This is a genomic window from Leeia speluncae (assembly GCF_020564625.1).
In the GTDB taxonomy this organism is placed as follows: Bacteria; Pseudomonadota; Gammaproteobacteria; order Burkholderiales; family Leeiaceae; genus Leeia; species Leeia speluncae.
Genome location: NZ_JAJBZT010000002.1, coordinates 543439 through 569029 on the forward strand (window position 1 = coordinate 543439; position 25591 = coordinate 569029).

The window sequence follows — 25591 nt, forward strand, 5'->3', positions numbered from 1 at the left end:
GGAAATCATGGCTTTATATACAGTGGATGTGCGGTGGGAGCGTGGTGAGGCGGACTTTTTAGGGAAAAAATATTCGCGTCGTCACTGGTGGAAGTTTGATGGGGGGATTGAAATCGCTGCCTCTTCTTCGCCCCATGTGGTGCCGTTGCCGATGTCTGACGAACACGCAGTCGACCCAGAAGAGGCGTTTGTGGCATCGCTCTCTAGTTGCCATATGCTGTGGTTTTTAGACTTTGCTTCGCGGGCAGGGTTTTGTGTCGATACTTACCACGATGCTGCGCTAGGAAGAATGGGAAAAAACGAAGAAGGTAAAGTCGCGATGACCAAAGTCACCCTACGCCCTACCACGACGTTTAGCGGCGATCAGCAACCAACTGTAGACGAACTGCATGCCTTACATCACCAAGCGCATTCGGCGTGTTTTATTGCGAACTCGGTGAAAACAGAAGTGAGATGCGAACCGGTGCTGGGGTAGAAAATAGGTGGTGGTCCGTGAAATCAACCTTGATGCTGCATCTTATATTCAGCACCAAGATTGATTGCATCAGCACTATTCTGGCGTATCTACCAATAAGGATATCGCGATCGAACCTGCTTTGCGAACGTGATACACCGCTGCTTCGGTGGCTTTCTGCGCGTCTCTTGCTTTGACTGCATCAAAGAGTGCCTGCATTTCTTGCATGGACTCTTTGGAGCGGTCTTTTGAACCTACGGTCATGCCACGTAATCGGTTAATCCGTGCATTGAGTTGTTGCACCATTTCCCAAGCAACCGTTTGATTCGCCCCTAAAAACAGTACCTCATAAAAACTGGTCGTCTGTTTTAGAATCTGTTTAAAGTCATGCTGTTCAAACGCTTCATAGATATGCGCCAGTGCTTCTGATAATGCTTGCACCGCTTCTTCGGACGCTTGTTGGGCAAACGCAGCCGCTGCGTGTCCTTCTAATAAAGCGCGCAATTCATAAATCTGGCTGGCTTTGGCTTTATCTACTCTTGCGACGATTGGTCCTTGCTGCGGTAATGACTCGACTAAGCCTTCTGTTTCCAGATGGCGTAAGACTTCCCTCACTACCGTTCGGCTAACGCCTAGCTCTTCGCATAGGGTACGTTCTACTAAGCGATCACCCGGATGAAAATAAGCACCTAAAATGGCGTCACGCATTTTTTCCAGTGTCAGCTCTCGCAGTGTTTTTGTATTCCGATCTATCTTTAAAGACAATGTTTTCCCCAATTCGTCTAAAGCCTAGCGGATGGCTGGCTGATGCACTTATGTAGATCGTGCACGGGTGTTTGTCGTTATCCTCTGCCAAGGCAAACACCCGCTGCATAATCAAGCGCTAAAAATCTGACTCTTTTCTGCATGCCACTTTGCAAATACCTGATCCCCAATGGAAAACTCATGCGGGTTTGCAGAGATCATCGGTGTACGGACGGTAATTTCTTGGTTCCATGGCGTCACTGCTGCAAAGTATAAACTGTCACCAAGGAATGTTGTGTCTTTAATTGTCACCGGTAAAGCAACTTGGTCTGCGCTAGCGCCCGCTTCTTTGGCGAGTGTTAAGCGATCTGGACGAATCATTAAACTAGCCTCCCCGCCAGTTTTTAGATCCATTACCGTCGATGCCGTACTGCCTCTCGAACCATCCGGGAAGCTAATTTCGGCTGAACCAGCCGCTACTTGGCTTACTTTTACCGGTAGGAAATTCGAGTTACCAATAAACCCCGCGACAAACTTGGTTTCAGGACGCTCGTAAAGGTCTTCGCCTGTTCCACATTGCTCAATTCGTCCTTCATTAAAGACGGCAATACGGTCGGATAAGCGAAGGGCTTCTTCCTGATCGTGTGTCACATACAAAATAGTGACGCCGGTTTCTTGGTGAATACGACGTAATTCGAACTGCAGTTCTTCACGCAGTTTTTTATCTAGTGCGGATAGTGGCTCATCCATTAGCAACAGTGGTGGATCATAGGCCAGCGCACGGGCAATGGCGACACGTTGTTGCTGCCCCCCAGACAATTGTGAAGGCATGCGGTTTTGGTAGCCTTTTAGGTGCACCAGTTTCAGCATTTCATCTACTTTATTGGCAATCTCTGCTTCTGATTTGCCACGAACCCGCAGCGGAAATGCCACGTTTTCACCCACGGTTAGGTGAGGGAATAAGGTGTAACGCTGGAAAACCATGCCAATATTACGGCGGTTGGGTTGTACTTTTAGTAGTGATTCGCCACCCAGTAAAACTTGCCCTTCGGTGGGGTCTTGGAAGCCCGCCACAATATAGAGCGTGGTACTTTTGCCAGAACCAGATGGGCCAAGGAAAGTCATGAACTCGCCTTTTTTCACTTCCAGCGAGACATGGTCAATCGCTACTACATTACCGTATTGCTTATTTAAGCCACGAATACTTAGAAAGGTATTAGACATGGTTACTTTCCTTTTCTGACCATTTTTGCCAGCAACATAAGAATGATCGTAAATCCAATCAACAAGGTCGATGCCGCTGCAATCACAGGGCTTAAATCTTGCCGCATTGCTCCCCAGATACGAACAGGTAGGGTTTGCATGCCAGGGGTTGCCATGAAAATCGATAACACCACTTCATCCCAAGAGATGAGGAAGGAGAAAATGGCGGCGGCAAAAATCCCTAACTTGATAGCGGGAATGGTGACCTTGAGTTTGACCTGCAAGGGGGTGGCACCACAAATCATCGCGGCATCTTCTAACGCAAACTCAAACGTTTCTAATGAGTTAGAAATCGTGATGATGGAGAATGGTAGCGCGATGATTAAATGGCCAATCACATATCCCAACATTGAACCGGTTAGGTTAAATTTGAGGAATAAGGCATAAAGCGCAACGGCTAATACCACCACGGGCAAGACCATCGGTGTTAAAAACAGTGCTTGCAGCAATTTTTTACCAGGAAACTTACCCTTATGTAGGGCAAGTGACGCCATTAACCCCAGTACAACCGATAGAACGGTCACAATCAGGGCAATTTTGGTACTGGTTAAAAATGCCTCCACCCAGCCGCTGTCGTGAAATAATTCATCGTACCAACGTAGGGTCCATCCAGGCGGAGGAAACTGTAACCATTGTGAGTCGCCAAACGAGAGTGCGGCAATGAACACAATGGGCAATAATAGAAATAGGCTAACTAGCACACAGATAACAACCAGTGGCCATTTCAATAATCCAAGTCGGTCATAATCTAATAACATGCGGTGTCTCCTTAGTTATGACCATGCTTGTCGCGGCCAAAATAATGCAACTGGACCGCATACAAACCGAGAGTAATGACGAGTAGTACCATGGCTGCGGCACCGGCTAAGCCCCAATTCAGTAACGACTGAACTAATTGAGCAATTAACTCTGCCAGCATCATGTTAGATGTTCCGCCAAGGAGGGATGGCGTGACAAAGTAACCAAGTGACATCACAAAGACCATTAATCCACCAGACGCTAACCCCGGCAAGGCCAATGGCAGCAAGATTTTCCAGAAAGCTTGCCAGCGACTTGCCCCACAGACGGCGGCTGCCCGTAGAACAGATGGATCAATGCTTTTAAAGGTGGAATGTAAGGGCATAATCAGAAACGGTAGCATGATGTAGGTCATGCCAATCGTTACGCCGATCAAGTTGTTTACCAACTGCAATGGCTCATCAATGATGCCAATCGACATCAAAATACGGTTAATAAAACCTGTCTGCTGCAACAGCACCATCCAAGCGTATGTTCTCGCGAGTAAGTTGGTCCACATCGAGAGGATCAAAATACCAAATACCAAGGCACTCCAGCGAGCAGGCATCATGCTCATCAACCAGGCAACTGGAAAACCAAACAAGATGGTTACAAGGGTAACGACGGTTGCCACTAAGAAAGTGTTGTAAAACACCTTGGCATAGGTCAGTGAACCAAAAAGTTCTTTGTAGTTTTCAAGCCCAAGCGATGGCTCTAGTACGCTACGTAACAACAAGCCTAATACCGGAATCACAAAAAACAACCCGAGTAATAGCAAGATAGGGATCAAATAATGAAACCCTTTCCAGCGGGTTGATTTCGGCTTCGGTACCGGCGCCGTTGCTGATGCGAGCAATGAATCAGCAGACATGGTTGATCCTCAATTCGATGACGTTCTCTCTAGCAGTGTGGTTGTCCACACTGCTAGCCGTTCTTTTATATAAATGGAGATAGCTAACTAAACGAGGCTTACTGGGCCTGCCATGCGTACCAGCGTTTTGCAATGATGTCGCGGTTTTCTGACCAGTAGTTCATGTTCATATTTATCTGAGACTTGGTGTACTGGTCTGGCATTAGCTTCATCATGTCAGCAGGCAACTTGGCTTTTGCCGCTGGATTGACGGGTGCGTAGGCGGTTTCGGTGGCGAATTTTGCTTGTGCATCTGCGCCTGTTGCATAAGCCAAGAATTTCATCGCAGCTGCTTTATTCTTGGTTCCCTTTGGTACCACCAGCATGTCTGCACCGGTCAGGTTTTTATCCCAAGATACACCTACGCTAGTGCCAGATTTTTGCAATGCGTGGATACGGCCATTCCAGAACATACCAATTGGCGCTTCGCCAGAAGCTAACAATTGCTGAGACTGTGCACCACCCGACCACCACACGATTTGGCTCTTGATGGTATCTAGCTTTTTAAAGGCACGATCTAAATCAAGCGGGTAAAGTTTGTTTGCTGGTACGCCATCTGCTAGCAACGCAATTTCCAATACGCCAGGCGCAGACCATTTGTAGAAAGTACGTTTACCGGGGTATTTTTTCAGATCAAATAAATCTGCCCAAGTAGTCGGTTGTGTGCCTTTGAAGTTGGCTTTGTTGTAACCCAATACAAAAGAGTAGTAGAAGCTACCCACGGCGTGAGAGGTCAAGAAGCGCTTATCAATGCTGTTTTTATTGATGACTTTAAAATCTAACGGTTCTAGCAAGCCATCTTTTGCAGCTTTGAACGCGAAGTCATACTCTACATCTACCACGTCCCAAGCGACATTGCCGCTATCGACCATGGCTTTGAATTTGCCGTAATCGGTCGGGCCATCCATTTGCACGCTAACGCCGCTAGCCGCTGCAAATGGTTCTGCCCAAGCTTTCTTTTGTGCGTCCTGTGTGGTACCGCCCCAACTGGTGAAGACCATACTATCGGCCGTTGCCATGTGACCAGTAAATGCCACAAGAATAGCGGCTGAGATGTTCATTACCTTTTGGTTTTGTTTCATGGTGTCTGTCCTCTTTAGATAGCAGCACTTTGGCCGCTGTTTTATTACTACCAATTTACAACCAGGGAATTACTTCATGACAAAGGTGAAAATGCAGTGGGTTTCATGATCTTGGATTCCATTTCCTCCAAGAGCGCCTGAATTTTCGGAGCAAAGGCAATCCATGCCGGGTCTGCCGCTAACGCATTTCTGCGACGCTCACGATCATCCAAACTTTCATACGCCCAAATATGAACAATCTGGTTTAACGGACCAATTTCAGAATAAAAATAGCCCACCAAATTACCCAAATACTGTTTTTGTAGGCGAATACCTTCTTCGCCTACTAACTGTAGGTACTGCGGCAATGTGCCGGTTTTTAAGCGATAAGTACGCATTTCATAAAACATGAATGACTCCTTATCGCATTACAAATGGATCAGGGATTGGATCGTCAGAGGTACGAATCCAGACCGATTTGGTGCGGGTGTAATCTAAGATAGATTCACTGCCACCTTCTCTGCCAAGCCCACTCATGCCATAACCACCGAAAGGGACAATCGGTGAAACAGCACGGTACGTATTCACCCAAACAATCCCTGCCCGAATCGCCCGCGTCATGCGGTGGCCACGGGTAAGGTTGGCGGTAAAAACACCAGACGCTAGGCCGTAAGCACTATCGTTTGCTAGCGCAATGGCTTCTGCTTCGGTATCAAAGGCGATGACGCTCAGTACAGGGCCAAATAGTTCTTTCCGAATACTGGCGATGTCTTTATGTGGGCAATCTAAGATGGTTGGTAGGTAATAGTTACCATCGACTAAGGTAGGATGGCGTTTGCCACCGCACACTAGCGTTGCCCCTTGCGAAATGCTTTCTTCCACCACTTGCTGGATATGCGCCAATTGACGAGTGGTTGCCAATGGCCCCATTTCTGTTTGCATGTCGTGAGGGTTGCCAATTTGGATTTGGGTGGCTTTTTCAGCTAGCTTGCGAAGCAGTTCATCCTTGATTGCGCGCTGAACAATTAACCGAGAACCTGCCACACAGCTTTGGCCGGATGCCGCAAAAATACCCGCGACAATACTGTTGGCGACGCTATCTACATTTACGTCATCAAACACCACAACAGGTGACTTACCACCGAGCTCTAGGGAGGTTGCTGCTAGGTTGTTCGCCGAATTACGCACAATGTGTTGTGCCGTTTCTGGGCCACCGGTAAACGCAATCCGTGATACGAGTGGATGGCTGGTTAGCGTTTTACCGCAGTCATCTCCAAACCCGGTTATCACATTCACTACACCTGCAGGAAAGCCGGCTTCATGCACTAATTTAGCAAAGGCTAATAATGGGGCCGGGCCTTCTTCAGATGCTTTTAGGACCACCGTACAACCCGCTGCTATTGCTGGGCCTAGTTTCACTGCCGATAGAAACAGCTGAGAATTCCAAGGCACAATCGCCGCGACAACGCCGATGGGTTCACGGCGAAGGGTGACGTCCATATCGGGTTTGTCGATGGGTAAGTGTGCACCATGCAGTTTGTCTGCAAGGCCACCAAAATAACGGTAGTACTCTGCAACATAACCAATCTGGCTACTAGTTTCCCGAATAATCTTGCCGGTATCTCGGGTTTCTAATTCAGCCAACCAAGGTGTGTTCGCTGTGATTAATTCAGCGAGGCGAACCAACAACTTGCCTCGTTGGGTGGCACTCATATTGGCCCAAGTCGGGTCTAAAAAGGCGTTATGCGCGGCTTCAACTGCCCGATTAACATCTGCTGCTGTTGCCGCAGGCATCCGTGCCCAAGACTGGCTGGTAGATGGATCAAAACTTTCAAAAGTTTTGCTACCATCTTCAAACACGCCATTTATATACTGCTGGAATACTTGCAAAGTACACCTCCTAGCTAGCTTGCCGATTAGGCAAATGCTGGCACAACCTGATCAATGAAGCGTTGTAGGGATTGCTTTTTCTGCTCAAAGGTCATGTGGCAATCAATCCAGTAGCTGTACTGGTCATAACCCATTGCTTCATAAGACTTCAGACGTGCAATGACTTCAGCTGGCGTGCCAATCACCGTGTTTTTGCGCATTAATTCTGGCGCGTATTGTGGATACTCAGCCATTTCTTCATCCGTTAATGCCTGAATAACACCTTGTTCAATTGGCTGCACATTCTTGAACCATTTCGCAAAGTAGCAATAGAACTTACTGACGTTCAGTGCCCCTTCTTGGATTTCTTCTTCTGTTTCGCCCACAAAGGTATGCATCAACATCATGATTTGTGGACGAGGTACATCAGGGTTCATTTCGCAAGCGGTACGGAATTTCTCCATTAAGCTTTTTACTTCTTCATCACCACTGGCGAGCGAAGTCACTTGTACATTACAGCCATTGCTTACCGCATATTGGTGAGAGTTAGGGTCACGCGCCGCTACCCAAATTGGTGGGTATGGCTGCTGAATTGGACGTGGCACCGCGGTAGAGGTCGGGAACTGCCAGAATTCGCCATCGTGTGCATAGTCACCTGCAAACAAACCTTGCAGAGCAGGGATCATTTCGCGCAATCTTGCGCCCGCACTCATCGCATCTAGGCCAGGGAAAAGACGTTCATATTCAAAGCCATAGGCGCCACGGGCTAGTCCAAGATCTAAACGGCCGTTTGTCATGACATCGACCAACCCAGCTTCGCCAGCCGCTTTAATTGGGTGCCAGAATGGGGCAATTAACGTGCCTGTACCTAAGCGAATGGTGCTGGTTTTATTAGCTAGGTAAGCAATATTCACTAATGGGTTCGGCGCAATGGTAAAGCCCATTGCATGGTGTTCACCAATCCATGCGGTTTCGAAACCGCCTGCTTCTGCCATTTGTACCAACTCAGTCATTTCGTTAAACAACTGGGTATCGCTGATCTCGTTGTCGTAACGCTCCATATGCAAGAACAATGAAAATTTCATCTTTCTAATCCTTCATGGGTAAGCAATTGCCAACTAGGCAATGGGGGTATGACCAAATTGAATTAAATAGGGGTGCGCGCTAGTTGTTGCACAGTGCCTTGGCTGGCATCACCCACATAAACACCAAACGCATCTTCGCTTCGCTCTTTCACATAGCGTTTTAGCATCATGGCAACTGCTTCATCCTTGATCAGAGACCAATCAATTGCTTGGAATGGGATGAGTACTAAGTTGCCATCTGACGGTAGGTCAGAAATCAGGCGACCACGGTAGTAAATATTGCTAGCCCCATTTGCCCGTGCGTCATCAAATACCGCAAACAGAAAATCTAATTGAGAGGTCAAGTTGAGCGATTTCAGTAACCCTAACAGGCTAGATTTTTCTGTTTCTGGCTGTAATTTGTTGCCAGCAGGCAGGGTCAAGTTACCATCGTCATTTTTAATCATTACAATTGAATGATGTTGCTCAAGAATAGCCCCTACTCTTGCGCTGGCTGACGCTAATGCATCTTGTGACAAACTAAATGAAACGTAGGCACCTTTGCAGTAACCAAGTGGATTGACGGGCTGGTGATCAAAATCGACTACTTCGCCAATTAAAATTATATGGTCACCCGCATCGACTACTTGGTGAGTTTTACAGTCAAACCATGCGGCTGAATCAGAAACAATGGGTGCGCCGGTGGTTGCTTCGTGCCAAGCAGCTTGGGCAAACTTATCCGGTGCTTTCGAGGCGAAAATGCTGGAAACGTTTTTCTGGTTTTCCGCCAAAATGCTGACAGAGAAAATATCTGCCTCAGAGAAAATAGGGTAACTAGAGGCTGTTTTGCCAATGCATACCAGTAAAAGTGCTGGTGATAGCGAAACAGATGTAAATGAATTGGCGGTAAAGCCGCGTGGCGTGCCGTCTGGTTGACGAGTACAGACCACGGTCACACCGGTGACAAATGAACCGAGTGCTTTACGAAATTCCATTGGATCAATTGTTTTTTCTGACATGTGCTTCTCTCCTTTGGCACTTCCAGATGCAAACTAACCGCGAACGAATGTTAATTCAGTGCTTTTTCTAAAAAATCGTTCAGTGCCGTATTGGTTTCTGATGGTGAAGTGATTCCCATCATGTGTTTTGCGTTCTTTATTACGTGGCAAACCCCGTTTGGGCTGGCATTTGCCATGTTTTGCGACATTTCTGGCGAAGAATTTGGATCGAACTCTCCGGTCAAGAAAAGAGTAGGCATGGTCAATTTCTCAAACTTGCCTTCATGCGTCCGATCAGATGTCGCAAATAATTGGTAGGTTCTGGCATAGCCAACCGGATTCACCGTGGTTAGAAAATGCCGAACCAAAGCTTCTTCATGCTTTAGATGCGCTGGAACGGGGTCCCCAAACCAGCGTGCGATAGTGGCCGTGAGGCTAGCTGGCGAACCTGGGTCCGCTAATTCCTTTGCCCGATTTTCTACCGCTTGTCTTTGCGCTACACTTCGGCAATAGACCGCATTCATCGGTACTAAGCGTATGACGCGCTCTGGCCAAGTCAGTGCAAACTCTAGCGACACCAATGCCCCCATCGAATGCCCGACAATATTGGCTTTTTTAATGCCTAGATCATCCATCAGCCTTGCTAACTGCACTGCGTAATCTTCCAGAATGGCCTCATCTGGTGGCAGTTCACTTCCGCCATGCCCTAACATGTCGTAACAAACGACACGATAGTGACGTGAGAAAAACTCGATTTGCGGTTGCCATACTTCTTTACCCATCCCAACACCATGAATAAAGATAATGCATTCGCCTTGGCCAGCTGACACATAGGATGTGCCATTGCTGAGTTGCGCGTCACGAGTCGTTCCCATGGTCACCTCAGGCATTCTCGTTACTGCCAAGGTCTTTAAGATCTTGGTAGCGATCGCCAATACGATGATGTGGACGACCACCAATGGATGCGCCTAATGCAATCACGATTTCATCATGCGCTGGGGCATCATTAATTGAGAATTGCACAGTGAGGTAATGAGAGCGCATGCCTTCATCGTCTTTGTGCATTAGTGGAATCACCACTGGGCAGTTTGGGCCGCCACGCACATTGGTAAAACTTAGGTAACTTTTTGCACCTACCGCTTTACGGTAGTGATTACCAAAACGAAGGGTGTGGATAAGGGCAGAAGCGTGTTCCACTTCGCCAGAGGTGCCGACAATGGCTGCTTTACCGTAGCCTTCTACTGCCTCACCTGAACCTGTAATTTCCAGAATCTTTTTGGTTAGTAGCTCGCCTAGAACAGGGGCGCATGCATGAATCTCTGGCTTAAGATCTTCTACAAAGCCTTTTCCGTGCCAAGGGTTTTTTACTACTGCGGCAATGCCAATGAGTGTTAATGGTTTTGCTGCTGCTTTGCCACCCTCAATCAGGGTGTCCTCTACGTAGGTTACTACCTTACGAATTTCTACAGTCATTTTTCGATCCTCAACAGTCCGTTATGTGGTTGATTACCGGCTCAGTGAAATCATGGTATACCATAATATAAACAGACTGCAACAACTTTTTGTATTATGGTATACCAAAGCGACTATAATAACCTTGTAGAGGACTTTTTAGTGGCTTGCTTGTTTCTATCTGATTGATATGTAAGGAAAAAATACGATGAGTGATAAATTTGATGCCGGGTTGGCCATTCGTAAATCTGTACTTGGCGAAGCGTATGTAAATCAATCTATCCAAAATGCAGATGCATTGGCGATGGAATTACAAACCTTAGTGACAGAATATTGTTGGGGAACCGTTTGGGCGCGTGAAGGCTTGGCCAAGCGAGATCGCAGCCTGTTAAATTTAGGAATGATTGCTGCTTTAAACCGCCCACATGAATTCAAATTGCATGTGCAAGGCGCGTTAAATAATGGGCTAACAAAAGAAGAGATTGTCGAGGCAATTTTACAAATTGCGATTTATTGTGGCGTCCCTGCCGCTGTCGATAGCATGCGAATTGCCAGAGAAGTGTTTGCGCAAAACCCAGAAGCTTAATTGCCCGCTTGGGCTGCAATCAGCTCTTCGACTAAGGTGTTGATTAAGGTCGCCGCAGATAGATTGCGCGCCTTAGCTGCGCTCATGCCTGCCCATTGCGCGGCGTAAGCAACGTTGCCTTTTCCTTTTGCTGCCGCATGGAGGGCTTTACCCGCATCATATGTAAGCGGGTAATCTGGAATCGTCGGTGCATTTGGCTGTTCGCCCAACGCCGTTAGCTGGTTGCAAAATCCTCTTGCTGGTCGGCCGGAAATGGATTTGGTTAATGTAGTTGGCAGAACAGGCTGCTGAAAAAAAGCGGCTCGGTAGGCGGCATCGGCCGCGGACTCTGGCGTGGTGACAAATGCGGTGCCTAATTGCACAGCGTCGGCACCCACAGCGAATGCTTGTGCAATGTCTGCTCCATTCATTAATCCACCCGCAGCAATAATCGGTAAATGGCTTACTTGTTTAAGCTCGCGTACCAAATCTAAGGTAGGAAGTTCACTATCTGCTGCGCTTGGATCAAACATCCCTCGGTGTCCGCCCGCTTCAATGCCTTGCGCAACAATGGCGTCTAACCCAGCTTCGGTAATGGCTGTTGCTTCTGTGATAGAGGTTGCCGTTGCTAGTAAGGTAATACCCGCGGTTTTGAATGCTGCAATCTGTTCGCTTGATGGCAATCCAAAATGAAAGCTGATCACCGCTGGCTTTTCAGCCAATAGCATCTCAAACATAGCGGTATCGACTAAAAACGATTGATAGATTTCCCTTAAGGTAGATGGGACGGGGACATCAAACTCTTGGAATGTGGGCGCTAGATAAGCTAGCCATGCTTGGCTAACGGCAACATCTATTTTTGCGGGTGCATGGCAAAACACATTCACGTTAAACGGTTTGTCGGTTAGTGCGCGAGTCGCCGCTATTACTTCTTTTGCCGCCTGCGCATTCATGGCGCCCAGCCCTAGTGCCCCTAAACCACCCGCATTTGATACCGCTGCCGCCATGGCTGGCGTGCTAACACCTGCCATGGGTGCTTGAAGGATAGGATGTGTGATGCCCAGTTTAGCTAAGAACGTTGGAATGGCAATGGTGGATTGATTCGGCATCTCTCATCCTTCTGGCTAAGGTTGGGCAAAACAGCTTGTATGCGTAGAAAGAGATGAGGGCGAACAATGAAAACGCAAGGGATCAATGCCTAAGTCATGCTTAGGCATTGAAATTGTTTTGGTTTAATACACGTTAAACATGAAGTATTTATTCATGATTTGTTGGTAAACACCAGATTTTCGGATATTTGTAATCGCTGTGCTAAACCGATTGGCCAAGGCTTTATTGTTAAGTTTAACCACCACCCCTTCGCCAATCCCCATGTATTTGCTATCTCTAATGGGAGAGCCAACGAGTTCTAGCCCTTTGCCGGCAGGTGTTTGAACATAGCCATAATAAGCAGAGACCATATCATCTAATGCGATGTCAATTTCTCCCGCCTGCAGTGATTTGTACATGTCGGCAGTGGTAGAGAAAGTCTTTAACGGTACTTCTGGATAACGTCCCCGCATCAGGTTTTCATAAATTGTCCCTGCTTGTGCGCCAGCGGTTTTTCCTTTTAGATCAAGCGCAGTAATATAAGTTGTCAGATACTTCTTTTTCTTTGCAACAAAACTGGCTGGGCTGCGCGTATATCGCTCACTAAAAGAGACAATTTTTTGACGTTCGGCAGTAATAGACATGCTGGAAATAACCGCATCCACCTTTCCGCTAGAAACAGAGGGAATCAATTCTTCCCATGGGGTTTTGACTACGACACAGGTCACTTTCATGTCAGCACAGAGTGCATGGGTTATCTCTACATTAAACCCTTTGACTTGGCCTCCCTCCATATAGTCAAAAGGGGGAAGTGCTCCTTGAATGGCGATTTTTAATGTTTCAGCCTGTGTGAACGTGCTAATTAGTCCGCATAGTCCGATGCCGAGAAGCCGCCGTTGTTTTGTCATGAAAATGCTCTCCTGAGTATGAATTAACCGCCAACACGAAGGCTGTTAACGGATCTTTATATCTGTATATTATGGTATACCATAAATTTTTGACGAAGTAATTACTCAGAAAATATGGGCGACAAACGGTATGGAAAAGCCCATGTAAGTTGTAGCGTTACACGGGCAATGTGAATGGGAAAAGATTTGTTAGTAAACGTTAAACATGAAGTATTTATTCATGATTTGTTGGTAAATGCCGGTTTCTCGGATATGGGAGATCGATTGGTTAAATCGCTTGGCCAACGCTTGATTACCAAGTTTTAGAACAACGCCTTCGCCAACCCCCATGTATTTACGATCGCGGATGGCTGAACCAACGAGTTCGTAACCTTTACCCTCTGGCGACTGTAAAAAACCATAGTAAGCAGAGACCATGTCATCTAGGGCAATATCAATTTCACCGGACGAGAGTGCGCGATACATTTCAGCAGTGGTGTGATATCCCGTTTGCGGGATGTTTGGGAAGCGACCTTTGACTAGGTTTTCAAAGATAGTGTTCGACTGATACCCCACCTTCTTGCCTTTTAGGTCGAGTTCGGTAATGAATGTCGATACATACTTGCCCTTTTTCCCAACAAAACTACCTGGGCTTTGCGTGTATTTATCCGAAAATAGCACCTTCTTTTTACGTTCTTCGGTGATCGCAACGCTAGAGATAGCAGCATCGACTTTGCCACTAGCCACATCTGGGATGAGATTCTCCCAAGGGGTTTTTACAACCACGCATGTTACTTTCATGTCTGCACATAAAGCATGGGTAATATCGACGTTAAACCCTTTTACTTTTCCCGCTTCAGTGTAATCAAACGGGGGTAAACCACCTTGAATGGCAATTTTTAAGGTTTCAGCAGTGGCAGGCAAAGCGGCAAACGCACATAGCAGTGCGGACAGTACTTTCTTACGCATATTGGGGTCCTGTTAAATAAACAGACCGATGCGGAGAAGTCATCTTCTTTATGTGGTCTAGCCTAACGCTATGAAATGCGTTATGTGACTGACCGCATCGCCTGTGGAAAAAACCAATGCCGATACATCCGATTCACCCATTCAAATTGGATACAATCGACAAACGTAATTTTGTCATGTCCCCACCCTATTTGCCAAGAAAATTAATGACAAATAATTAACTGTACAAAGAGAGGGCAATGCCCTCTTTTAATTAGCCGGTAAACTCAAACCCAAGCGCCGTGAGTGCGGCACCACAGGCATCAATATCCTGTTGGGCAAGCCCGCCAGAAATACCAATACCGCCCACCAATTGTCCATTCACCCGCAAAGGGTAGCCACCGCCAATCGGCATCAGTTGCGAAACATTGTTTAACTGCGCCGTTTTGGGCTGATTCACAATGTCGTTCCAAATATGGGTGGGTAAGCCGTAGGCAGAAGCTGTCCAGGCTTTTTTGATTGCTACTTCTATCGTTAGGAAGTGCGCGTTATCGTCTCGGTACAATGCCACTTGATGCCCGCCAATATCGGTAATGGCAATGGTGACGGCAATGCCCTGTTGCTTTGCACTTTCAGTCGCTAGTTGAATGAGTTGTTGTGCGGTTGCTTGGCTAATCGTTGCTTTATTTTGTAAGGTGATTGGATTCATACGGTTCTCCTTATTTTTCCAATACCACTTTGCCAAGCATATTGCCGCGCTCTACCATCGCATGCGCATGACGTAAGGTGTCTAGATTGATGCCTTCTAGTTTGGTACTGACCGTTGGATGTAGTCGTTCTTCCTCTACGAGTTTTGCTACGCGGTTAAGCAAGTGATGCTGCTTAATTTGAGTCTCGGTTTGGAAGATCGACCGGGTGAACATTAGCTCCCAATGCACAGAGATCGACTTTAACTTAAATGGCGCGATATCGAGCACTTTGGGGTCATCAATCAGCGCAAACTTCCCCTCTGGGCGCAAAATATCCACGATTTGCGATAAATACGATTCACTCTGATTCAGCCCAATTACATAGGAGACCTCCGCAATGCCCAGTGCTTCTAGCTGTGGACGAAGTGGTTCGGCATGATTAATCACATGATGGGCACCGTGGTGCATTACCCAAGCTTGCGAATCTGGCCGAGAGGCGGTGCCGATGACGGTGAGCCCTGTTAGCGTACTCGCTAGCTGGGTCAGAATACTGCCAACCCCACCTGCGGCACCTAAAATCAGCAAGGTGCCAGCATGCGATGGATCTGCCTCGTGAACGGCTAATCTATCAAACAGTAATTCCCAAGCGGTAATCGCCGTTAGCGGTAAAGAGGCGGCATGGGCAAAGTCTAGATTATCAGGTATCTTTCCTACTAAGCGCTCGTCCACTAGCTGTTGCTCGCAATAGCTGCCGTGGCGGCGCATTGCCCCCGCGTACCATACACGATCGCCCACTTTAAAGTGGCTTACTTTCTCGCCCACTGCCAACACCACCCCGGCTGCATCCCAGCCAGGAATGCGAAATTCCCCTGCTGCAGGCTGTGAATTGGCGCGTACTTTTACATCGACTGGGTTAATAGAAATAGCGCGAACATCGACTAATACATCGTGACCGGTTGCTACTGGCGTAGGGAGGGTAATCTCGACAAGCGCCTCTGCATGGCTAAGTGGTAAGGCCTGATAAAAACCAAATGCTTTCATGATGATGTGTCCAAATGAAGTGAAGAATGTCGCTAGCTTGCCTGTTTCTTTACATGGGAAAAACACGATAAACTAGCAAACACTTTCATCAAAATGACGAAAATCATGCGCTTAGATGATTTGGAATTATTTGTATTAGCGGCAGATCAAGGGAGCTTTTCGCTGGTTGCTCGGCAGCTAAATATCACCCCCGCGTTTGTGAGTGGGGCCATCATGCGGCTAGAGAAACATCTAGGTACACGATTGTTTGTGCGCAATACCCGTAACCTAAGGTTATCTGAAGAAGGTTTACGGTATCTGCCCTTTGCACGTGGCGTGGTAGACCAATTGCAACAAGGGGCGCAAGTGCTGAGTGAACAGAGTGAGGCGCTAAAAGGCACACTACGCCTATCTGCCCCCTCAGATATTGGCCGAAACTTGCTGGTGCCGTGGCTTGATGATTTTCAAACCTTGCACCCACAGTTAGCCATTCAACTGCGCATTAGTGACCGGGCGGTAGATTTAGTGGGCGAACCGGTAGATGCCGCAATTCGATATGGGCAATTGCCAGATTCTTCATTAATTGCATGGCCGCTAGTGAATGGATTAAGGCGCTCGCTCTGTGCTGCGCCTGCGTACCTTGCGAAGTTCGGTACACCAACGCACCCGACAGAACTTGTTCATCACAATTGCTTAGGCTTTGTATGGGGAGACCAGACATTTCAACGTTGGCGCTTTACTTTGCCAGAGGAAGAATGTGTGGTGAATATCAGGGGTAACCGCTTTAGTGATGATGCCGATATTGTTCGCCGCTGGGCGGTGAATGGCCAAGGCCTCGTTTACAAATCTAGGCTCGATCTATTACCAGATATTCAGGCGGGAAGGTTGGTAGAAGTCTTTCCGCCAACATGGGGGGAGCCAACATCACTCCACTTAGTTGCCGCGCATCGACTACAAGCCACGCCAGCAGTGCAAGCACTAAAGGCATGGCTACAAGAGAAATGTCAGGCATTGATTGCTTAAAAAGAAGGGGGAGAAACCGCACTAACAATCACGCTTTCGCCTTCATGGACATTTTTGAAGGTATGCGGCAGCCTACTATCAAAGTAGTAGGCATCCCCCGGATAGAGGATGCTCGTTTCTGTTCCTACGGTGACTTCTACCGCCCCTGAAATGACAATGCCAGTCTCTTGCGCATCATGGCTAATGGCTTTGCCCGAATCTGCGCCGGCTTGATAGGTTTCGTGTAATAACAAAATAGAGCGATTGGGGTGGTTTTGTCCTACCGCCTTGTAAGAGATTTTTTTCCGTTCACCAATTTCCGGTAAGTCATCTGCGCGGTAAAAAGGCGAAACGGAATACAGCCCTTTTAATTCTGCAAAAAAGCTTACTAACGTACTGCCTAATACATCCAAAATGGCGGCTAATGTATCAACCGATGGGCTGATTTCATTTTTCTCAATCATCGAAATGGCTGTGTGCGAAATACCTGCTCTCGCGGCGAGTTCGCGCATCGAAAGCCCTCTTCGTTCTCTCAGTACTTTAATTTCATTTCCAATTTTGGCCATTTTGCTTCTTTTACCTCTCGAATTGCACTTTCCACTTGCTGTAAAGCTTTAGCAGGTGATCCCCGCGGCTAGGCTAAATACAGCCTAAGATCATCATACCCAGTAATAGATAAAAATGGAAAGTATAGTTTCCACCATGGGTTAGAGCCATTGTCAGTGATTGGATCTCATCAGAAGATAGCTCCACCCAGACAACACGTACTGATTCAAGCAAGTTGCAATCTAGAAAGGAAAATAACAATGGCCATCCAATTTACTCAACCAAAATCGATTCAATTTGTGAAATCGCCAGAAAAAGCAGCCGCAGACGATAACGCACAAATTGAAACACTTGTGAAAGAGGTGCTGGCCAATGTCGCTGCGAATGGTGATGCAGCGGTAAAAGAATACAGCCTAAAGTTTGATAAAAGTGATGTAGATGTTCTAGAAGTAACGCCAGAAGAAATTCAAGCATCTTTGGCTTCGCTAGATCCGCAAACCCGCAAAGATACAGAGTTTGCCATTGAGCGTGTTCGCGCCTTTGCCCAAGCACAATTGGCAACCATTTTGCCACTCGAAGTAGAAACCCTGCCAGGCTTACATTTAGGCCACCGTGTTTTGCCGATCAAGAAAATTGGTGCGTATGTACCTGGCGGACGCTACCCCATCTTATCTGCACCAGTAATGACGATTGTGCCTGCAAAAGTAGCTGGCTGTGAGGAAGTGATTGCTTGCCTGCCGCCAACTGCACATCCAGCGATGATTGCGGGTTGCCATCTTTCTGGTGCAGATCGCATTTTCAAAATTGGCGGTGCACAAGCGATTGCGGCAATGGCATTTGGCACTGAGTCTGTCCCTGCGGTAGATAAGATCGTTGGCCCGGGTAATGCCTATGTAAATGAAGCAAAACGCCAAGTGTTTGGCCCAGTGGGGATTGATCAGCTGGCTGGACCAAGTGAAATTTTTATTGTGGCAGATGAAACAGCCAACCCAGCGATTTTAGCGACCGATATGCTAGCCCAAGCAGAACACGATATTCGTACGCGTGTCGGCTTAATTACTACTAGCAAAGCAGTGGCGGAAGCAACGCTAAAAGAAGTGGCCTTACAGTTAGAAACCTTGTCTACCGCGAATGTGGCCGCACAAGCCTGGCGTGATTATGGCGAAATTGTAGTGTGTGAAGATGAAGCATCCATGATTGCGTACTCTGATTTTATTGCAGCAGAACATTTGCAAGTGCACACCAAAGACGCACAAGCAACAGCAAAGAAACTGCATAACTATGGTTCTTTGTTTATTGGAGAAGAGGCTTCGGTGGTGTTCTCAGACAAGTGCTGCGGAACCAACCATACACTACCGACCATGGGGGCGGGACGTTATACCGGCGGGCTCTGGGTGGGTTCTTATGTGAAGGTTTGTACACACCAGTGGCTAGATGCAAGAGGTGTTGCGGCCGTTGCGCCACCAGCTGCTCGCCAAAGTAAAACAGAAGGAATGGAAGGTCACCAACGTGCAGCGGAAGTACGACTAGGCCGTTATTAATCTTTCTACGCGTTATCCATCTTCTTCAATCTGGTTTGGCTCTTCGCTCTAGAAGTAAGGTTTCAAACAACAAACCAGATTGAATGAAGGTGGGTTCTTTAATTGTAAAGAATACTTGCCATGTAGTGATTGCTAGCTTGAGTTCATCAACAACTTTGCGCATGCTAGAGACGCCAATTAGTGGAAAAGCAGTGTTGAGAGAGCGCTTGTTTTCAATCGCTAGGCAAACAACTTTCAAGTCTTCAGATGATTCGTCGGTCGTCACCAGATTTGTTATCACCCTTTTAGAGAGAGGATCTTGCAAATGAAACAACAAACAAAATTATTACTTGCATGCACGGTGCTTGCGATGAGCCAAATGGCAACCGCAAAAGACCTAACGGTGGTTTCCTTTGGTGGTGCGGTAAAAGACGCCCAAGTAAAAGCCTATTATGGCCCTTACAAAGCAGCCACAGGTACACAAGTACTTGGATCTGAATACAATGGCGAAATGGCCAAAATTAAATCCATGGTAGATACCAAGACAATCTCTTGGGATGTGGTAGAAGTAGAATCACCAGAACTGACTCGTGGTTGTGAAGAAGGCCTATTTGAGAAAATTGATATCACCAAGATTGGTAATAAAGCAGACTTTGTCCCGGGTGCAGTTCAACAATGTGGTGTAGCTACTTTCGTCTGGACAACGGGGTTTGCATACGATGGGGATAAACTAAAGGTCGGTCCTAAATCATGGGCAGACTTTTGGGATGTGAAGAAATTCCCTGGTAAACGCGGTATGCGTAAAGGGCCAAAATACTCGCTTGAGTTTGCATTGATGGCTGATGGCGTTGCACCGAAAGATGTTTACAAAATGTTGGCAACACCAAAGGGTGTTGATCGTGCCTTTAAAAAGCTAGATCAATTAAAACCATATATTCAATGGTGGGAAGCTGGCGCACAACCAGCGCAGTACTTAGCCGCTGGCGATGTGGTGATGAGCGTGGCTTATAACGGCCGAATTGCCAATGCGCAAAAAGAAGGTAAGAACCTGAAAATGGTTTGGAATGGCAGTATTTACGACATGGATTTCTGGGCGATTCCAAAAGGACATCCTGCGCCACAAGAGTCTCTAAAATACATTGCGTTTGCTAGCAAACCTGAAAATCAAAAAATCTTTTCTGGACAAATTTCTTATGGTCCAACCAACAAGAAAACATTGCCACTTATTCCAAAAGCAGACTTAGCTAACTTGCCAACCGCACCAAATAACCTGAAAAACTCAGTTGGTATGGATACCGTCTTCTGGGCAGATTATGGTGAATCTTTAGAGCAACGCTTTAATGCATGGGCTGCAAAGTAACATCAAAAGCCTGCATGCAAAAGTCACAAAAAAACCGCTATCTAACTAGCGGTTTTTTTGTGACTACACATTTCTTAGTTACTCTTTAATGCCTCAATGGCTGATTTTGCTTGCTCCACTTGATTCTGTACTTCCGCTTCAGTGTCGCTGCCGTAGGTGCTAATCAACTGTTGGTAAGTTTCAATCGCTTTGTTTTTGTTATCTTGCGTGGCATAAACAACCCCTAAGCTATGCATCCCTTTGGCCACGGTAAGACGAACTTTATCGTCTGTGTCTTTGCCATAAGTCGCAATCAGTTGCTGGTAAGCTTTTATGGCTGCGTCAGACTGTTTCAGATCATCCAAATCATCGGCCATATAGCGTAGACCCATTGATACATAGTTACGAATGTCTTCTGAAGGTTCATTGCCAAATTGGCTGATTAGCTGTTGGTAGTTTTTCACCGCATCATTTAGTTGTTCTTTGTCTTCTAACGCGACGCCAAGGGTAACTAAACTAGACGCAAGCAGACTACGTATTTCTGGTGCGGTATCTGCGCCATAGTTTGTATGTAGTTGATTGACCAATTGGATGGTTTCATCCACTTGTTTTTCGGCATACAAGTTGTCTACCAAATAATGCAGCGCTGTAGCGACTTTAATCCGAATGCTTGGGGTTTGATCGTTCACAAAGTTGCGGACTAGTTCACGGTAGGTATTGTTTGCTACCTTCATTTGCCCATCTTCTAACGCCAACGCTAGTCCAAAAAGCCCGGTTGCTACTTCGAAGCGAATACTTGGATCGGTTTCTTTCGCAAATTTATCTGCCAATTGGCGGTATAGGGCGTTAGATTCTTTTACCTTCTTTTGATCCGATAAGTTATCGCCCAAATAGCGCATGCCCATTGCCACGCGAATTTTTACCTCTGTTGAGGTATCTGAGGCGTATTTGCTGATGAGGTCTTTATAGACCTTATTTGCATCATCGAACTTTTGATTTTTTTCTAAACCAACCGCCAATGACACCATGGCTTGTGCCTCATTAGCGCGCATTTCAGGCGATTTATCTGACTGGTTTGTCTTAATAAACTGTCTTAGTGTTGCGAGCTCTTCAGCAGAAGTCGCTGATTGTGCTGTTTCTGCTGCCGGCGCTGCTGGCTGAGCGTGAACGTAAGAGACAGCCATCAAGCAGAAAAATGGGGCAAGTAAAAGGCGTTGGGCAATTTTGCGCATAATGGATTAGCAGGTAGAAAAATTAATGCATGATTATGACATAATTTTATGCGTTTCGATTATAGAAAAGAACGGGAAAATAATCTTTTCATTCACGGGGAAGGTGAAATGATATTTACGTGGTGGCCATTCCCTTGGTGCTTGCTCTTTTCCAGCAACGGGTAAGCGTGTAGCAAGGGAAGGTTAAATAGTCTTATCTGCCAACTGGAACACGTACTCTTTGAAATTGGCAGGTTGGTGAATAAGTACATTTCTGCCGCTTAATTCCAGCCAGCCATTTTTCTTTAGTTTGGTCAGTTCTCGGCTAACAGTTTCTAGCGAAATCCCTAAAAAGCTCGCAATATCGGTACGAGACATGCTGAGTTGCAGTTGCTGGCTTTCCGGGTTCATGATGGTGTGGCGTTTAGCGATACTACTTAGAAAACTCAGTACGCGTTCTTCGGCGGCGCGGCTACCTAATAAAAAGAGTAGCGATTGATCTCGTACAAACTCTCTGCCCATTAGCTTAAATAAAGATTGATTCAGAATCGGCTGTTGTTGGGCGATTTGCTCTAGGTGTGCAAAAGGGATTTCACAGATGATCGAATCTTCTAAGGCGATGGCTGTACCGGGGTATTTGTCGGTATCTATCGCATCTAGGCCAATGACTTCACCGGGGTAATAAAAAGCGGTGACTTGTGTGTAACCAGAGGTGAGGGTGTATTGGGTTTTGACGCTACCAGATTGAATGGCAAACAGGGAGCGAAACGACGATCCTTGGCTATAGATTCGTTGCTCTTTCTCGAATTTTTTGCCTAGGTGGACGATGTGCTCAAACTCGCTAAGCGAAGGTCCGCTAAGGTCGCTAGGCAAACAGTACTTGCGCCATTTGCAATCTGAGCACTTCAAAGTATTACTCCAGGTGGGGCTACTTCGCTGATGATTAAATAATCAATCAGGATGCTTCTAAAGATAATTATTCAATACTAAACTAAAATACCCAAATAACAACCACTAGCTTAATATGGTTATTGCTAAAAGCAAGTATCCATGCGGGTTTGCGGGAATGTAAAGAGATTAAATCAGCATATTTATTCGTTTCATATCAAGGGTTTGCCTGTGGGTAATCATTAGAATAAAGAGGAAATTAAAAAGTTCTATTATTTTTACTGAAAACAGACAATCCTCCCGCCTATTTTGCCTCGTATGCCCTCAGCGATGCCGCCGTGGTGTGAAGCTCTTCTCTGGCGGCAAAGGCCGCTAATAGATAATCCACCGTTACCCGTACCCGTGGGGCGATGTGCGCCCGGTGTGGGTATTGCAAAGTCATTTCAAAATCTCCCGGGTAATGGCTATCTAAGAGCAGCACTTTTAGTTGCCCTGTACGGATAAATTTTAAGGCAGACATGATGCCAATTTGCGCGATGCCAGCACCTGCAACCGTCATCTCGGTGAGGGTTTCGGGGGACGATAATAATAGCGATGCGTGATCGGTATTTAAGGCAATTTTGCTACCGTCCCCGCCATAAAACTGCCACGGGGCGACTTTACCGCCTAAGAACCGGCGGGTGAGCAAGGTGTGCTGGCTAAGTTCGGCTGCATTTTTCGGGATGCCATGCGCGGCCAAATAGCTAGGGGCGGCTGCAATCACCATCTGTAATTGGCAGATAGGGCGAGAGATGAAGGAGGATTCGGTAATTAAGCCACCCCGAATCACCATATCAAAGCGATCTTGCACAAAGTCGATTAAGCGATCATCAAAATCCACTTCGACGGATAAGCCAGGATAAGTTGCCAGCAAGCCCGGCAAGGCCGGGGCTAGGTATTCTCGCCCAAAGCCAATGCTAGTAGATAAGCGCACACGCCCTTGCGGGTTGGCACGTTGGGCAATGGCGGCATCGGTTGCATCATCAAGTGCATTTAGTGCAATGCGTGCTTGCTGCAAAAAGGCGCGCCCTTCTTCCGTTAGGCTAAGTGTGCGGGTGGTGCGGTTCATTAGCCGCACGCCTAGTGCCGTTTCTAGCCCGGCAATATTTTTACTTACCGCTGCCGCACTAATGCCTAAAGCGCGAGCGGCATTGGCAAAGCTGCCTTTATCTGCCGCTTGCACAAAAGACAAAATCGCCCTGACTCGTTGCGTGGTATCCATCTTACCTAACCATATTCATAACTTAAAGTTAATAGTGACATAACTGTCTACCTACTTCTAGTCATGAATCTAGCTCGTCACAATAGCGCCATTACCTCCCTCATGGAAAAGGACTTCGCAATGTTAGTGTCGATTGTGTTTGATAGTGGATATGGCCATACCCGTAAATTAGTTGAGTCGGCTGCAGACGGTGTCAAAGAAGTAGCTGGTGCAGAGGTGTCTTTAGTCGCGGTGGCCGATGGCAATATCCCTTGGGAAACCTTGGCAGCGAGTGATGCGATTATCTTCGCTTCGCCTACCTATAACGGATCAGTCAGCGCCAAGTTTAAACAGTTTATGGAAGACTCCACCGGCCCTGTCTGGATGAAACAAGCGTGGAAAAACAAAGTGGCTGCCGGCATTACCAACTCTGGTGCAATGCATGGCGACAAAATGGGCACGCTGATCACCATGACCTTATTTGCTGCCCAACACGGCATGGTCTGGGTAGGGCTAGATTTATTCCCTGGCCGCTCTAGTACAGAGATGAACCGAGTGGGTGGTTGGCTAGGGGTAATGGCGCAATCAGACGATGCACCGCCAGAAGTCACCCCTATCGAGAGTGATCGTCAAACGGCTAGCTACCTAGGCAAACGGGTGGCAGAACTCACCCGCCAGTTTAAAGCTGGTGTGTAAATAAGATTGTGATTGAAATTGGTTTGTACAGATTAGATTGGTTTGGCTATGCAAGTAAGCAATACCCCCACAACAAAAGGTAACCCGCTCGATAAGCAACTGTTTTTATCGTTAGGATTTAGCGAAGAAGAAACCGCCATCTTAATTAACAGTGAATTAAAAAAGCGCCAACCCGCGGGACGTGCATTGGCGAAGCCAAGCAAAGCGAAAGGAAAATCAGCATGAGCACCCAGCCAGCGTATTTTTTGTTTAACGTGACCGATGTGCATGACCCCATCGCGTTTGTTCCTTACCAAGAAAAAGTGGTTTCAACCATTTTGCAGTACCACGGCCAAATTGTGGTGGCAGATGGCGAGAGAGAAGGCGTTGAAGGCACGCCATTTGTAGGCAAGGTGTATTTGCTGCGCTTTGCATCGAAAGCCGCAGCAAAAACGTGGTACCACTCACCAGAGTATCAAGCAATTATCCAACACCGCTTCGCGGCAGCTACGTGCCACGCTAGTTTGCTGGAAGGTGTTGCTTAAGACGTCTGAAGGGGGGATGGATACTTCCCCTGTGCGTGGTCTAATCGCGCATTCAAACTGACACAAGCAATCAAATTGATTGGTTTGGCGAATAATTTGATTGCTTGTGTCATCCTTCCTCCCCCTGATCATCCTATACTAATGGGGTCGCACCTTTGTGCAGCCTTTATCCACCCTTACCCCATAGGATAAGCAGAAATGAAACTCACCAGCCAAAGTTTTCAAGATGGCCAATGGATTCCGGGCGAATTTGCCTTTTGCATTCCGGATCCGGTTAGCCATGTTGCCTTATCGAATAACCGTAACCCACACCTAGCATGGTCAGATGTCCCTGCAGGGACACAATCGTTTGTGGTGGTGTGTCACGACCCAGACGTACCTAGCCGTGGGGATGACGTTAACCAAGCAGACCGTGAAGTGCCGGCTGATTTACCACGCGTGGATTTCTTCCACTGGCTACTATTAGACATCCCTGCGACGACAACAGAAATTGCCGCTGGCGAGTATTCCAATACGGTCACACCACGCGGCAAAGCAGGCCCCGCAGTTGGCAATGGCTTACGCCACGGGATTAACGATTACACCGGTTGGTTTGCAGGCGACGAGCAAATGAAGGGCGACTACTTTGGTTACGATGGCCCTTGCCCACCGTGGAATGATTCGATTGTGCACCACTACGTGTTTACCGTGTACGCGCTAGGCGTTTCTGCCCTTGCGGTAGAGGGCACACTAACCGGCGCAACGGTGCTGGCTGCGTTGGCAAATGCGCCGGTGCTTGGCCAAGCGAAGATTACTGGCTTGTATAGCCTAAACCCACGTGTGATCGCGGGATAAA

General features: G+C 47.1%; 30 protein-coding genes. 9 read left to right on the plus strand and 21 right to left on the minus strand.

The features are described 5' to 3' along the window. Positions 1-7: 7 nt before the first annotated feature. Positions 8-475 carry an OsmC family protein gene (locus tag LIN78_RS05595; RefSeq protein ID WP_227179359.1) on the plus strand — a complete coding sequence of 156 codons (468 nt, stop codon included), beginning with the start codon at positions 8-10 and terminating at the stop codon, positions 473-475. A gap of 75 nt (positions 476-550) precedes the next feature. Here LIN78_RS05595 and LIN78_RS05600 read toward each other — a convergent pair whose 3' ends face one another. The 11 genes from LIN78_RS05600 to LIN78_RS05650 form a co-directional block, all read right to left on the minus strand. Further along, positions 551-1219 carry a GntR family transcriptional regulator gene (locus tag LIN78_RS05600; protein WP_227179361.1) on the minus strand — a complete coding sequence of 223 codons (669 nt, stop codon included), beginning with the start codon at positions 1217-1219 and terminating at the stop codon, positions 551-553. A gap of 111 nt (positions 1220-1330) precedes the next feature. Next, positions 1331-2422: an ABC transporter ATP-binding protein gene (locus tag LIN78_RS05605; RefSeq protein ID WP_227179363.1), complete on the minus strand. Its 1092-nt coding sequence runs from the start codon at positions 2420-2422 to the stop codon at positions 1331-1333. Positions 2423-2424: 2 nt separating this feature from the next. Further along, entirely contained in the window at positions 2425-3219 is a 795-nt protein-coding gene (locus tag LIN78_RS05610; RefSeq protein WP_227179365.1) for an ABC transporter permease, read from the minus strand. Positions 3220-3230: 11 nt separating this feature from the next. Continuing rightward, positions 3231-4109 (minus strand): ABC transporter permease, encoded by an 879-nt coding sequence (locus tag LIN78_RS05615; protein ID WP_227179366.1) that lies wholly within the window; start codon positions 4107-4109, stop codon positions 3231-3233. Between the two features lie 98 nt (positions 4110-4207). Then, positions 4208-5230 (minus strand): ABC transporter substrate-binding protein, encoded by a 1023-nt coding sequence (locus LIN78_RS05620; RefSeq protein WP_227179369.1) that lies wholly within the window; start codon positions 5228-5230, stop codon positions 4208-4210. Between the two features lie 74 nt (positions 5231-5304). Beyond that, positions 5305-5619, minus strand: a complete 315-nt coding sequence (locus LIN78_RS05625) for an NIPSNAP family protein (RefSeq protein WP_227179371.1) — start codon at positions 5617-5619, stop codon at positions 5305-5307. A 10-nt stretch (positions 5620-5629) separates the two neighbouring features. Continuing rightward, a complete protein-coding gene (locus tag LIN78_RS05630) occupies positions 5630-7099 on the minus strand; it encodes an aldehyde dehydrogenase (protein WP_227179373.1) in 1470 nt (489 codons plus the stop codon). A 26-nt stretch (positions 7100-7125) separates the two neighbouring features. Next, entirely contained in the window at positions 7126-8163 is a 1038-nt protein-coding gene (locus LIN78_RS05635; RefSeq protein ID WP_227179375.1) for an LLM class flavin-dependent oxidoreductase, read from the minus strand. 62 nt (positions 8164-8225) lie between these two features. After that, a complete protein-coding gene (locus LIN78_RS05640; RefSeq protein WP_227179377.1) occupies positions 8226-9161 on the minus strand; it encodes a flavin reductase family protein in 936 nt (311 codons plus the stop codon). 50 nt (positions 9162-9211) lie between these two features. Then, positions 9212-10030 (minus strand): alpha/beta fold hydrolase, encoded by an 819-nt coding sequence (locus LIN78_RS05645; RefSeq protein ID WP_227179378.1) that lies wholly within the window; start codon positions 10028-10030, stop codon positions 9212-9214. Beyond that, complete coding sequence (locus tag LIN78_RS05650) at positions 10023-10613, minus strand: amino acid synthesis family protein (protein WP_227179380.1); 591 nt, start codon at positions 10611-10613, stop codon at positions 10023-10025. The genes LIN78_RS05645 and LIN78_RS05650 overlap by 8 nt, the downstream gene beginning before the upstream one ends. Before the next feature lie 187 nt (positions 10614-10800). Between LIN78_RS05650 and LIN78_RS05655 the strand changes: the two genes are divergently transcribed. Further along, positions 10801-11178 carry a carboxymuconolactone decarboxylase family protein gene (locus LIN78_RS05655; RefSeq protein WP_227179382.1) on the plus strand — a complete coding sequence of 126 codons (378 nt, stop codon included), beginning with the start codon at positions 10801-10803 and terminating at the stop codon, positions 11176-11178. Here LIN78_RS05655 and LIN78_RS05660 read toward each other — a convergent pair. The 5 genes from LIN78_RS05660 to LIN78_RS05680 form a co-directional block, all read right to left on the minus strand. Then, the gene (locus LIN78_RS05660) at positions 11175-12266 is read right to left on the minus strand and encodes an NAD(P)H-dependent flavin oxidoreductase (protein ID WP_227179384.1); all 1092 of its coding nucleotides are present in this window, start codon (positions 12264-12266) and stop codon (positions 11175-11177) included. The two genes, LIN78_RS05655 and LIN78_RS05660, sit on opposite strands and share 4 nt — an antisense overlap. Positions 12267-12389: 123 nt before the next feature. Further along, on the minus strand, positions 12390-13154 hold the full coding sequence (locus tag LIN78_RS05665) for a transporter substrate-binding domain-containing protein (protein ID WP_227179386.1): 765 nt from the start codon (positions 13152-13154) through the stop codon (positions 12390-12392). A gap of 189 nt (positions 13155-13343) precedes the next feature. Then, positions 13344-14102 carry a transporter substrate-binding domain-containing protein gene (locus LIN78_RS05670; protein WP_227179388.1) on the minus strand — a complete coding sequence of 253 codons (759 nt, stop codon included), beginning with the start codon at positions 14100-14102 and terminating at the stop codon, positions 13344-13346. Between the two features lie 253 nt (positions 14103-14355). After that, complete coding sequence (locus LIN78_RS05675; RefSeq protein ID WP_227179390.1) at positions 14356-14790, minus strand: GlcG/HbpS family heme-binding protein; 435 nt, start codon at positions 14788-14790, stop codon at positions 14356-14358. Positions 14791-14800: 10 nt separating this feature from the next. Continuing rightward, a complete protein-coding gene (locus LIN78_RS05680) occupies positions 14801-15877 on the minus strand; it encodes a zinc-binding alcohol dehydrogenase family protein (protein WP_308443950.1) in 1077 nt (358 codons plus the stop codon). Between the two features lie 39 nt (positions 15878-15916). On the opposite strand from LIN78_RS05680, the gene LIN78_RS05685 reads away from it, so the two are divergent. Then, on the plus strand, positions 15917-16813 hold the full coding sequence (locus LIN78_RS05685) for a LysR family transcriptional regulator (RefSeq protein ID WP_227179392.1): 897 nt from the start codon (positions 15917-15919) through the stop codon (positions 16811-16813). On the opposite strand, the gene LIN78_RS05690 is transcribed toward LIN78_RS05685, so the two are convergent. Further along, complete coding sequence (locus LIN78_RS05690; RefSeq protein ID WP_227179394.1) at positions 16810-17358, minus strand: helix-turn-helix domain-containing protein; 549 nt, start codon at positions 17356-17358, stop codon at positions 16810-16812. The two genes, LIN78_RS05685 and LIN78_RS05690, sit on opposite strands and share 4 nt — an antisense overlap. Positions 17359-17598: 240 nt before the next feature. Here LIN78_RS05690 and hisD point away from each other — a divergent pair, with 240 nt between their 5' ends. Then, positions 17599-18879 carry a histidinol dehydrogenase gene (hisD, locus tag LIN78_RS05695; RefSeq protein ID WP_227179396.1) on the plus strand — a complete coding sequence of 427 codons (1281 nt, stop codon included), beginning with the start codon at positions 17599-17601 and terminating at the stop codon, positions 18877-18879. A 25-nt stretch (positions 18880-18904) separates the two neighbouring features. Here hisD and LIN78_RS05700 read toward each other — a convergent pair whose 3' ends face one another. Further along, complete coding sequence (locus LIN78_RS05700; RefSeq protein ID WP_227179398.1) at positions 18905-19144, minus strand: hypothetical protein; 240 nt, start codon at positions 19142-19144, stop codon at positions 18905-18907. A gap of 39 nt (positions 19145-19183) precedes the next feature. Between LIN78_RS05700 and LIN78_RS05705 the strand changes: the two genes are divergently transcribed. Next, on the plus strand, positions 19184-20218 hold the full coding sequence (locus LIN78_RS05705) for an ABC transporter substrate-binding protein (protein WP_227179400.1): 1035 nt from the start codon (positions 19184-19186) through the stop codon (positions 20216-20218). A gap of 74 nt (positions 20219-20292) precedes the next feature. On the opposite strand, the gene LIN78_RS05710 is transcribed toward LIN78_RS05705, so the two are convergent. The 3 genes from LIN78_RS05710 to LIN78_RS05720 form a co-directional block, all read right to left on the minus strand. Then, positions 20293-21429 carry a tetratricopeptide repeat protein gene (locus LIN78_RS05710; protein ID WP_227179402.1) on the minus strand — a complete coding sequence of 379 codons (1137 nt, stop codon included), beginning with the start codon at positions 21427-21429 and terminating at the stop codon, positions 20293-20295. A gap of 183 nt (positions 21430-21612) precedes the next feature. Continuing rightward, complete coding sequence (locus tag LIN78_RS05715) at positions 21613-22317, minus strand: cyclic nucleotide-binding domain-containing protein (RefSeq protein ID WP_227179404.1); 705 nt, start codon at positions 22315-22317, stop codon at positions 21613-21615. Positions 22318-22600: 283 nt separating this feature from the next. Next, positions 22601-23557 (minus strand): LysR family transcriptional regulator, encoded by a 957-nt coding sequence (locus tag LIN78_RS05720; RefSeq protein WP_227179406.1) that lies wholly within the window; start codon positions 23555-23557, stop codon positions 22601-22603. 120 nt (positions 23558-23677) lie between these two features. Here LIN78_RS05720 and LIN78_RS05725 point away from each other — a divergent pair, with 120 nt between their 5' ends. From LIN78_RS05725 to LIN78_RS05740, 4 genes are all read left to right on the plus strand, one after another. Next, positions 23678-24232: a flavodoxin family protein gene (locus tag LIN78_RS05725; protein ID WP_227179408.1), complete on the plus strand. Its 555-nt coding sequence runs from the start codon at positions 23678-23680 to the stop codon at positions 24230-24232. 48 nt (positions 24233-24280) lie between these two features. Next, positions 24281-24457: a hypothetical protein gene (locus LIN78_RS05730; RefSeq protein WP_227179410.1), complete on the plus strand. Its 177-nt coding sequence runs from the start codon at positions 24281-24283 to the stop codon at positions 24455-24457. Then, positions 24454-24756 (plus strand): DUF1330 domain-containing protein, encoded by a 303-nt coding sequence (locus LIN78_RS05735; protein ID WP_227179412.1) that lies wholly within the window; start codon positions 24454-24456, stop codon positions 24754-24756. Before LIN78_RS05730 ends, LIN78_RS05735 begins: the two co-directional genes overlap by 4 nt. Before the next feature lie 198 nt (positions 24757-24954). Further along, the gene (locus LIN78_RS05740) at positions 24955-25590 is read left to right on the plus strand and encodes a YbhB/YbcL family Raf kinase inhibitor-like protein (protein WP_227179414.1); all 636 of its coding nucleotides are present in this window, start codon (positions 24955-24957) and stop codon (positions 25588-25590) included. Position 25591: the final 1 nt, after the last annotated feature.

Excerpts from the sequence above, each read along its gene's own strand:
- LIN78_RS05595 (WP_227179359.1), top strand. The coding sequence starts at position 8 with ATGGCTTTATATACAGTGGATGTGCGGTGGGAGCGTGGTGAGGCGGAC.
- LIN78_RS05605 (WP_227179363.1), bottom strand. The coding sequence starts at position 2,422 with ATGTCTAATACCTTTCTAAGTATTCGTGGCTTAAATAAGCAATACGGT.
- LIN78_RS05610 (WP_227179365.1), bottom strand. The coding sequence starts at position 3,219 with ATGTTATTAGATTATGACCGACTTGGATTATTGAAATGGCCACTGGTT.
- LIN78_RS05615 (WP_227179366.1), bottom strand. The coding sequence starts at position 4,109 with ATGTCTGCTGATTCATTGCTCGCATCAGCAACGGCGCCGGTACCGAAG.
- LIN78_RS05620 (WP_227179369.1), bottom strand. The coding sequence starts at position 5,230 with ATGAAACAAAACCAAAAGGTAATGAACATCTCAGCCGCTATTCTTGTG.
- LIN78_RS05625 (WP_227179371.1), bottom strand. The coding sequence starts at position 5,619 with ATGTTTTATGAAATGCGTACTTATCGCTTAAAAACCGGCACATTGCCG.
- LIN78_RS05635 (WP_227179375.1), bottom strand. The coding sequence starts at position 8,163 with ATGAAATTTTCATTGTTCTTGCATATGGAGCGTTACGACAACGAGATC.
- LIN78_RS05640 (WP_227179377.1), bottom strand. The coding sequence starts at position 9,161 with ATGTCAGAAAAAACAATTGATCCAATGGAATTTCGTAAAGCACTCGGT.
- LIN78_RS05645 (WP_227179378.1), bottom strand. The coding sequence starts at position 10,030 with ATGCCTGAGGTGACCATGGGAACGACTCGTGACGCGCAACTCAGCAAT.
- LIN78_RS05650 (WP_227179380.1), bottom strand. The coding sequence starts at position 10,613 with ATGACTGTAGAAATTCGTAAGGTAGTAACCTACGTAGAGGACACCCTG.
- LIN78_RS05655 (WP_227179382.1), top strand. The coding sequence starts at position 10,801 with ATGAGTGATAAATTTGATGCCGGGTTGGCCATTCGTAAATCTGTACTT.
- LIN78_RS05660 (WP_227179384.1), bottom strand. The coding sequence starts at position 12,266 with ATGCCGAATCAATCCACCATTGCCATTCCAACGTTCTTAGCTAAACTG.
- LIN78_RS05665 (WP_227179386.1), bottom strand. The coding sequence starts at position 13,154 with ATGACAAAACAACGGCGGCTTCTCGGCATCGGACTATGCGGACTAATT.
- LIN78_RS05670 (WP_227179388.1), bottom strand. The coding sequence starts at position 14,102 with ATGCGTAAGAAAGTACTGTCCGCACTGCTATGTGCGTTTGCCGCTTTG.
- LIN78_RS05675 (WP_227179390.1), bottom strand. The coding sequence starts at position 14,790 with ATGAATCCAATCACCTTACAAAATAAAGCAACGATTAGCCAAGCAACC.
- LIN78_RS05685 (WP_227179392.1), top strand. The coding sequence starts at position 15,917 with ATGCGCTTAGATGATTTGGAATTATTTGTATTAGCGGCAGATCAAGGG.
- LIN78_RS05690 (WP_227179394.1), bottom strand. The coding sequence starts at position 17,358 with ATGGCCAAAATTGGAAATGAAATTAAAGTACTGAGAGAACGAAGAGGG.
- hisD (WP_227179396.1), top strand. The coding sequence starts at position 17,599 with ATGGCCATCCAATTTACTCAACCAAAATCGATTCAATTTGTGAAATCG.
- LIN78_RS05705 (WP_227179400.1), top strand. The coding sequence starts at position 19,184 with ATGAAACAACAAACAAAATTATTACTTGCATGCACGGTGCTTGCGATG.
- LIN78_RS05710 (WP_227179402.1), bottom strand. The coding sequence starts at position 21,429 with ATGCGCAAAATTGCCCAACGCCTTTTACTTGCCCCATTTTTCTGCTTG.
- LIN78_RS05720 (WP_227179406.1), bottom strand. The coding sequence starts at position 23,557 with ATGGATACCACGCAACGAGTCAGGGCGATTTTGTCTTTTGTGCAAGCG.
- LIN78_RS05725 (WP_227179408.1), top strand. The coding sequence starts at position 23,678 with ATGTTAGTGTCGATTGTGTTTGATAGTGGATATGGCCATACCCGTAAA.
- LIN78_RS05730 (WP_227179410.1), top strand. The coding sequence starts at position 24,281 with ATGCAAGTAAGCAATACCCCCACAACAAAAGGTAACCCGCTCGATAAG.
- LIN78_RS05735 (WP_227179412.1), top strand. The coding sequence starts at position 24,454 with ATGAGCACCCAGCCAGCGTATTTTTTGTTTAACGTGACCGATGTGCAT.
- LIN78_RS05740 (WP_227179414.1), top strand. The coding sequence starts at position 24,955 with ATGAAACTCACCAGCCAAAGTTTTCAAGATGGCCAATGGATTCCGGGC.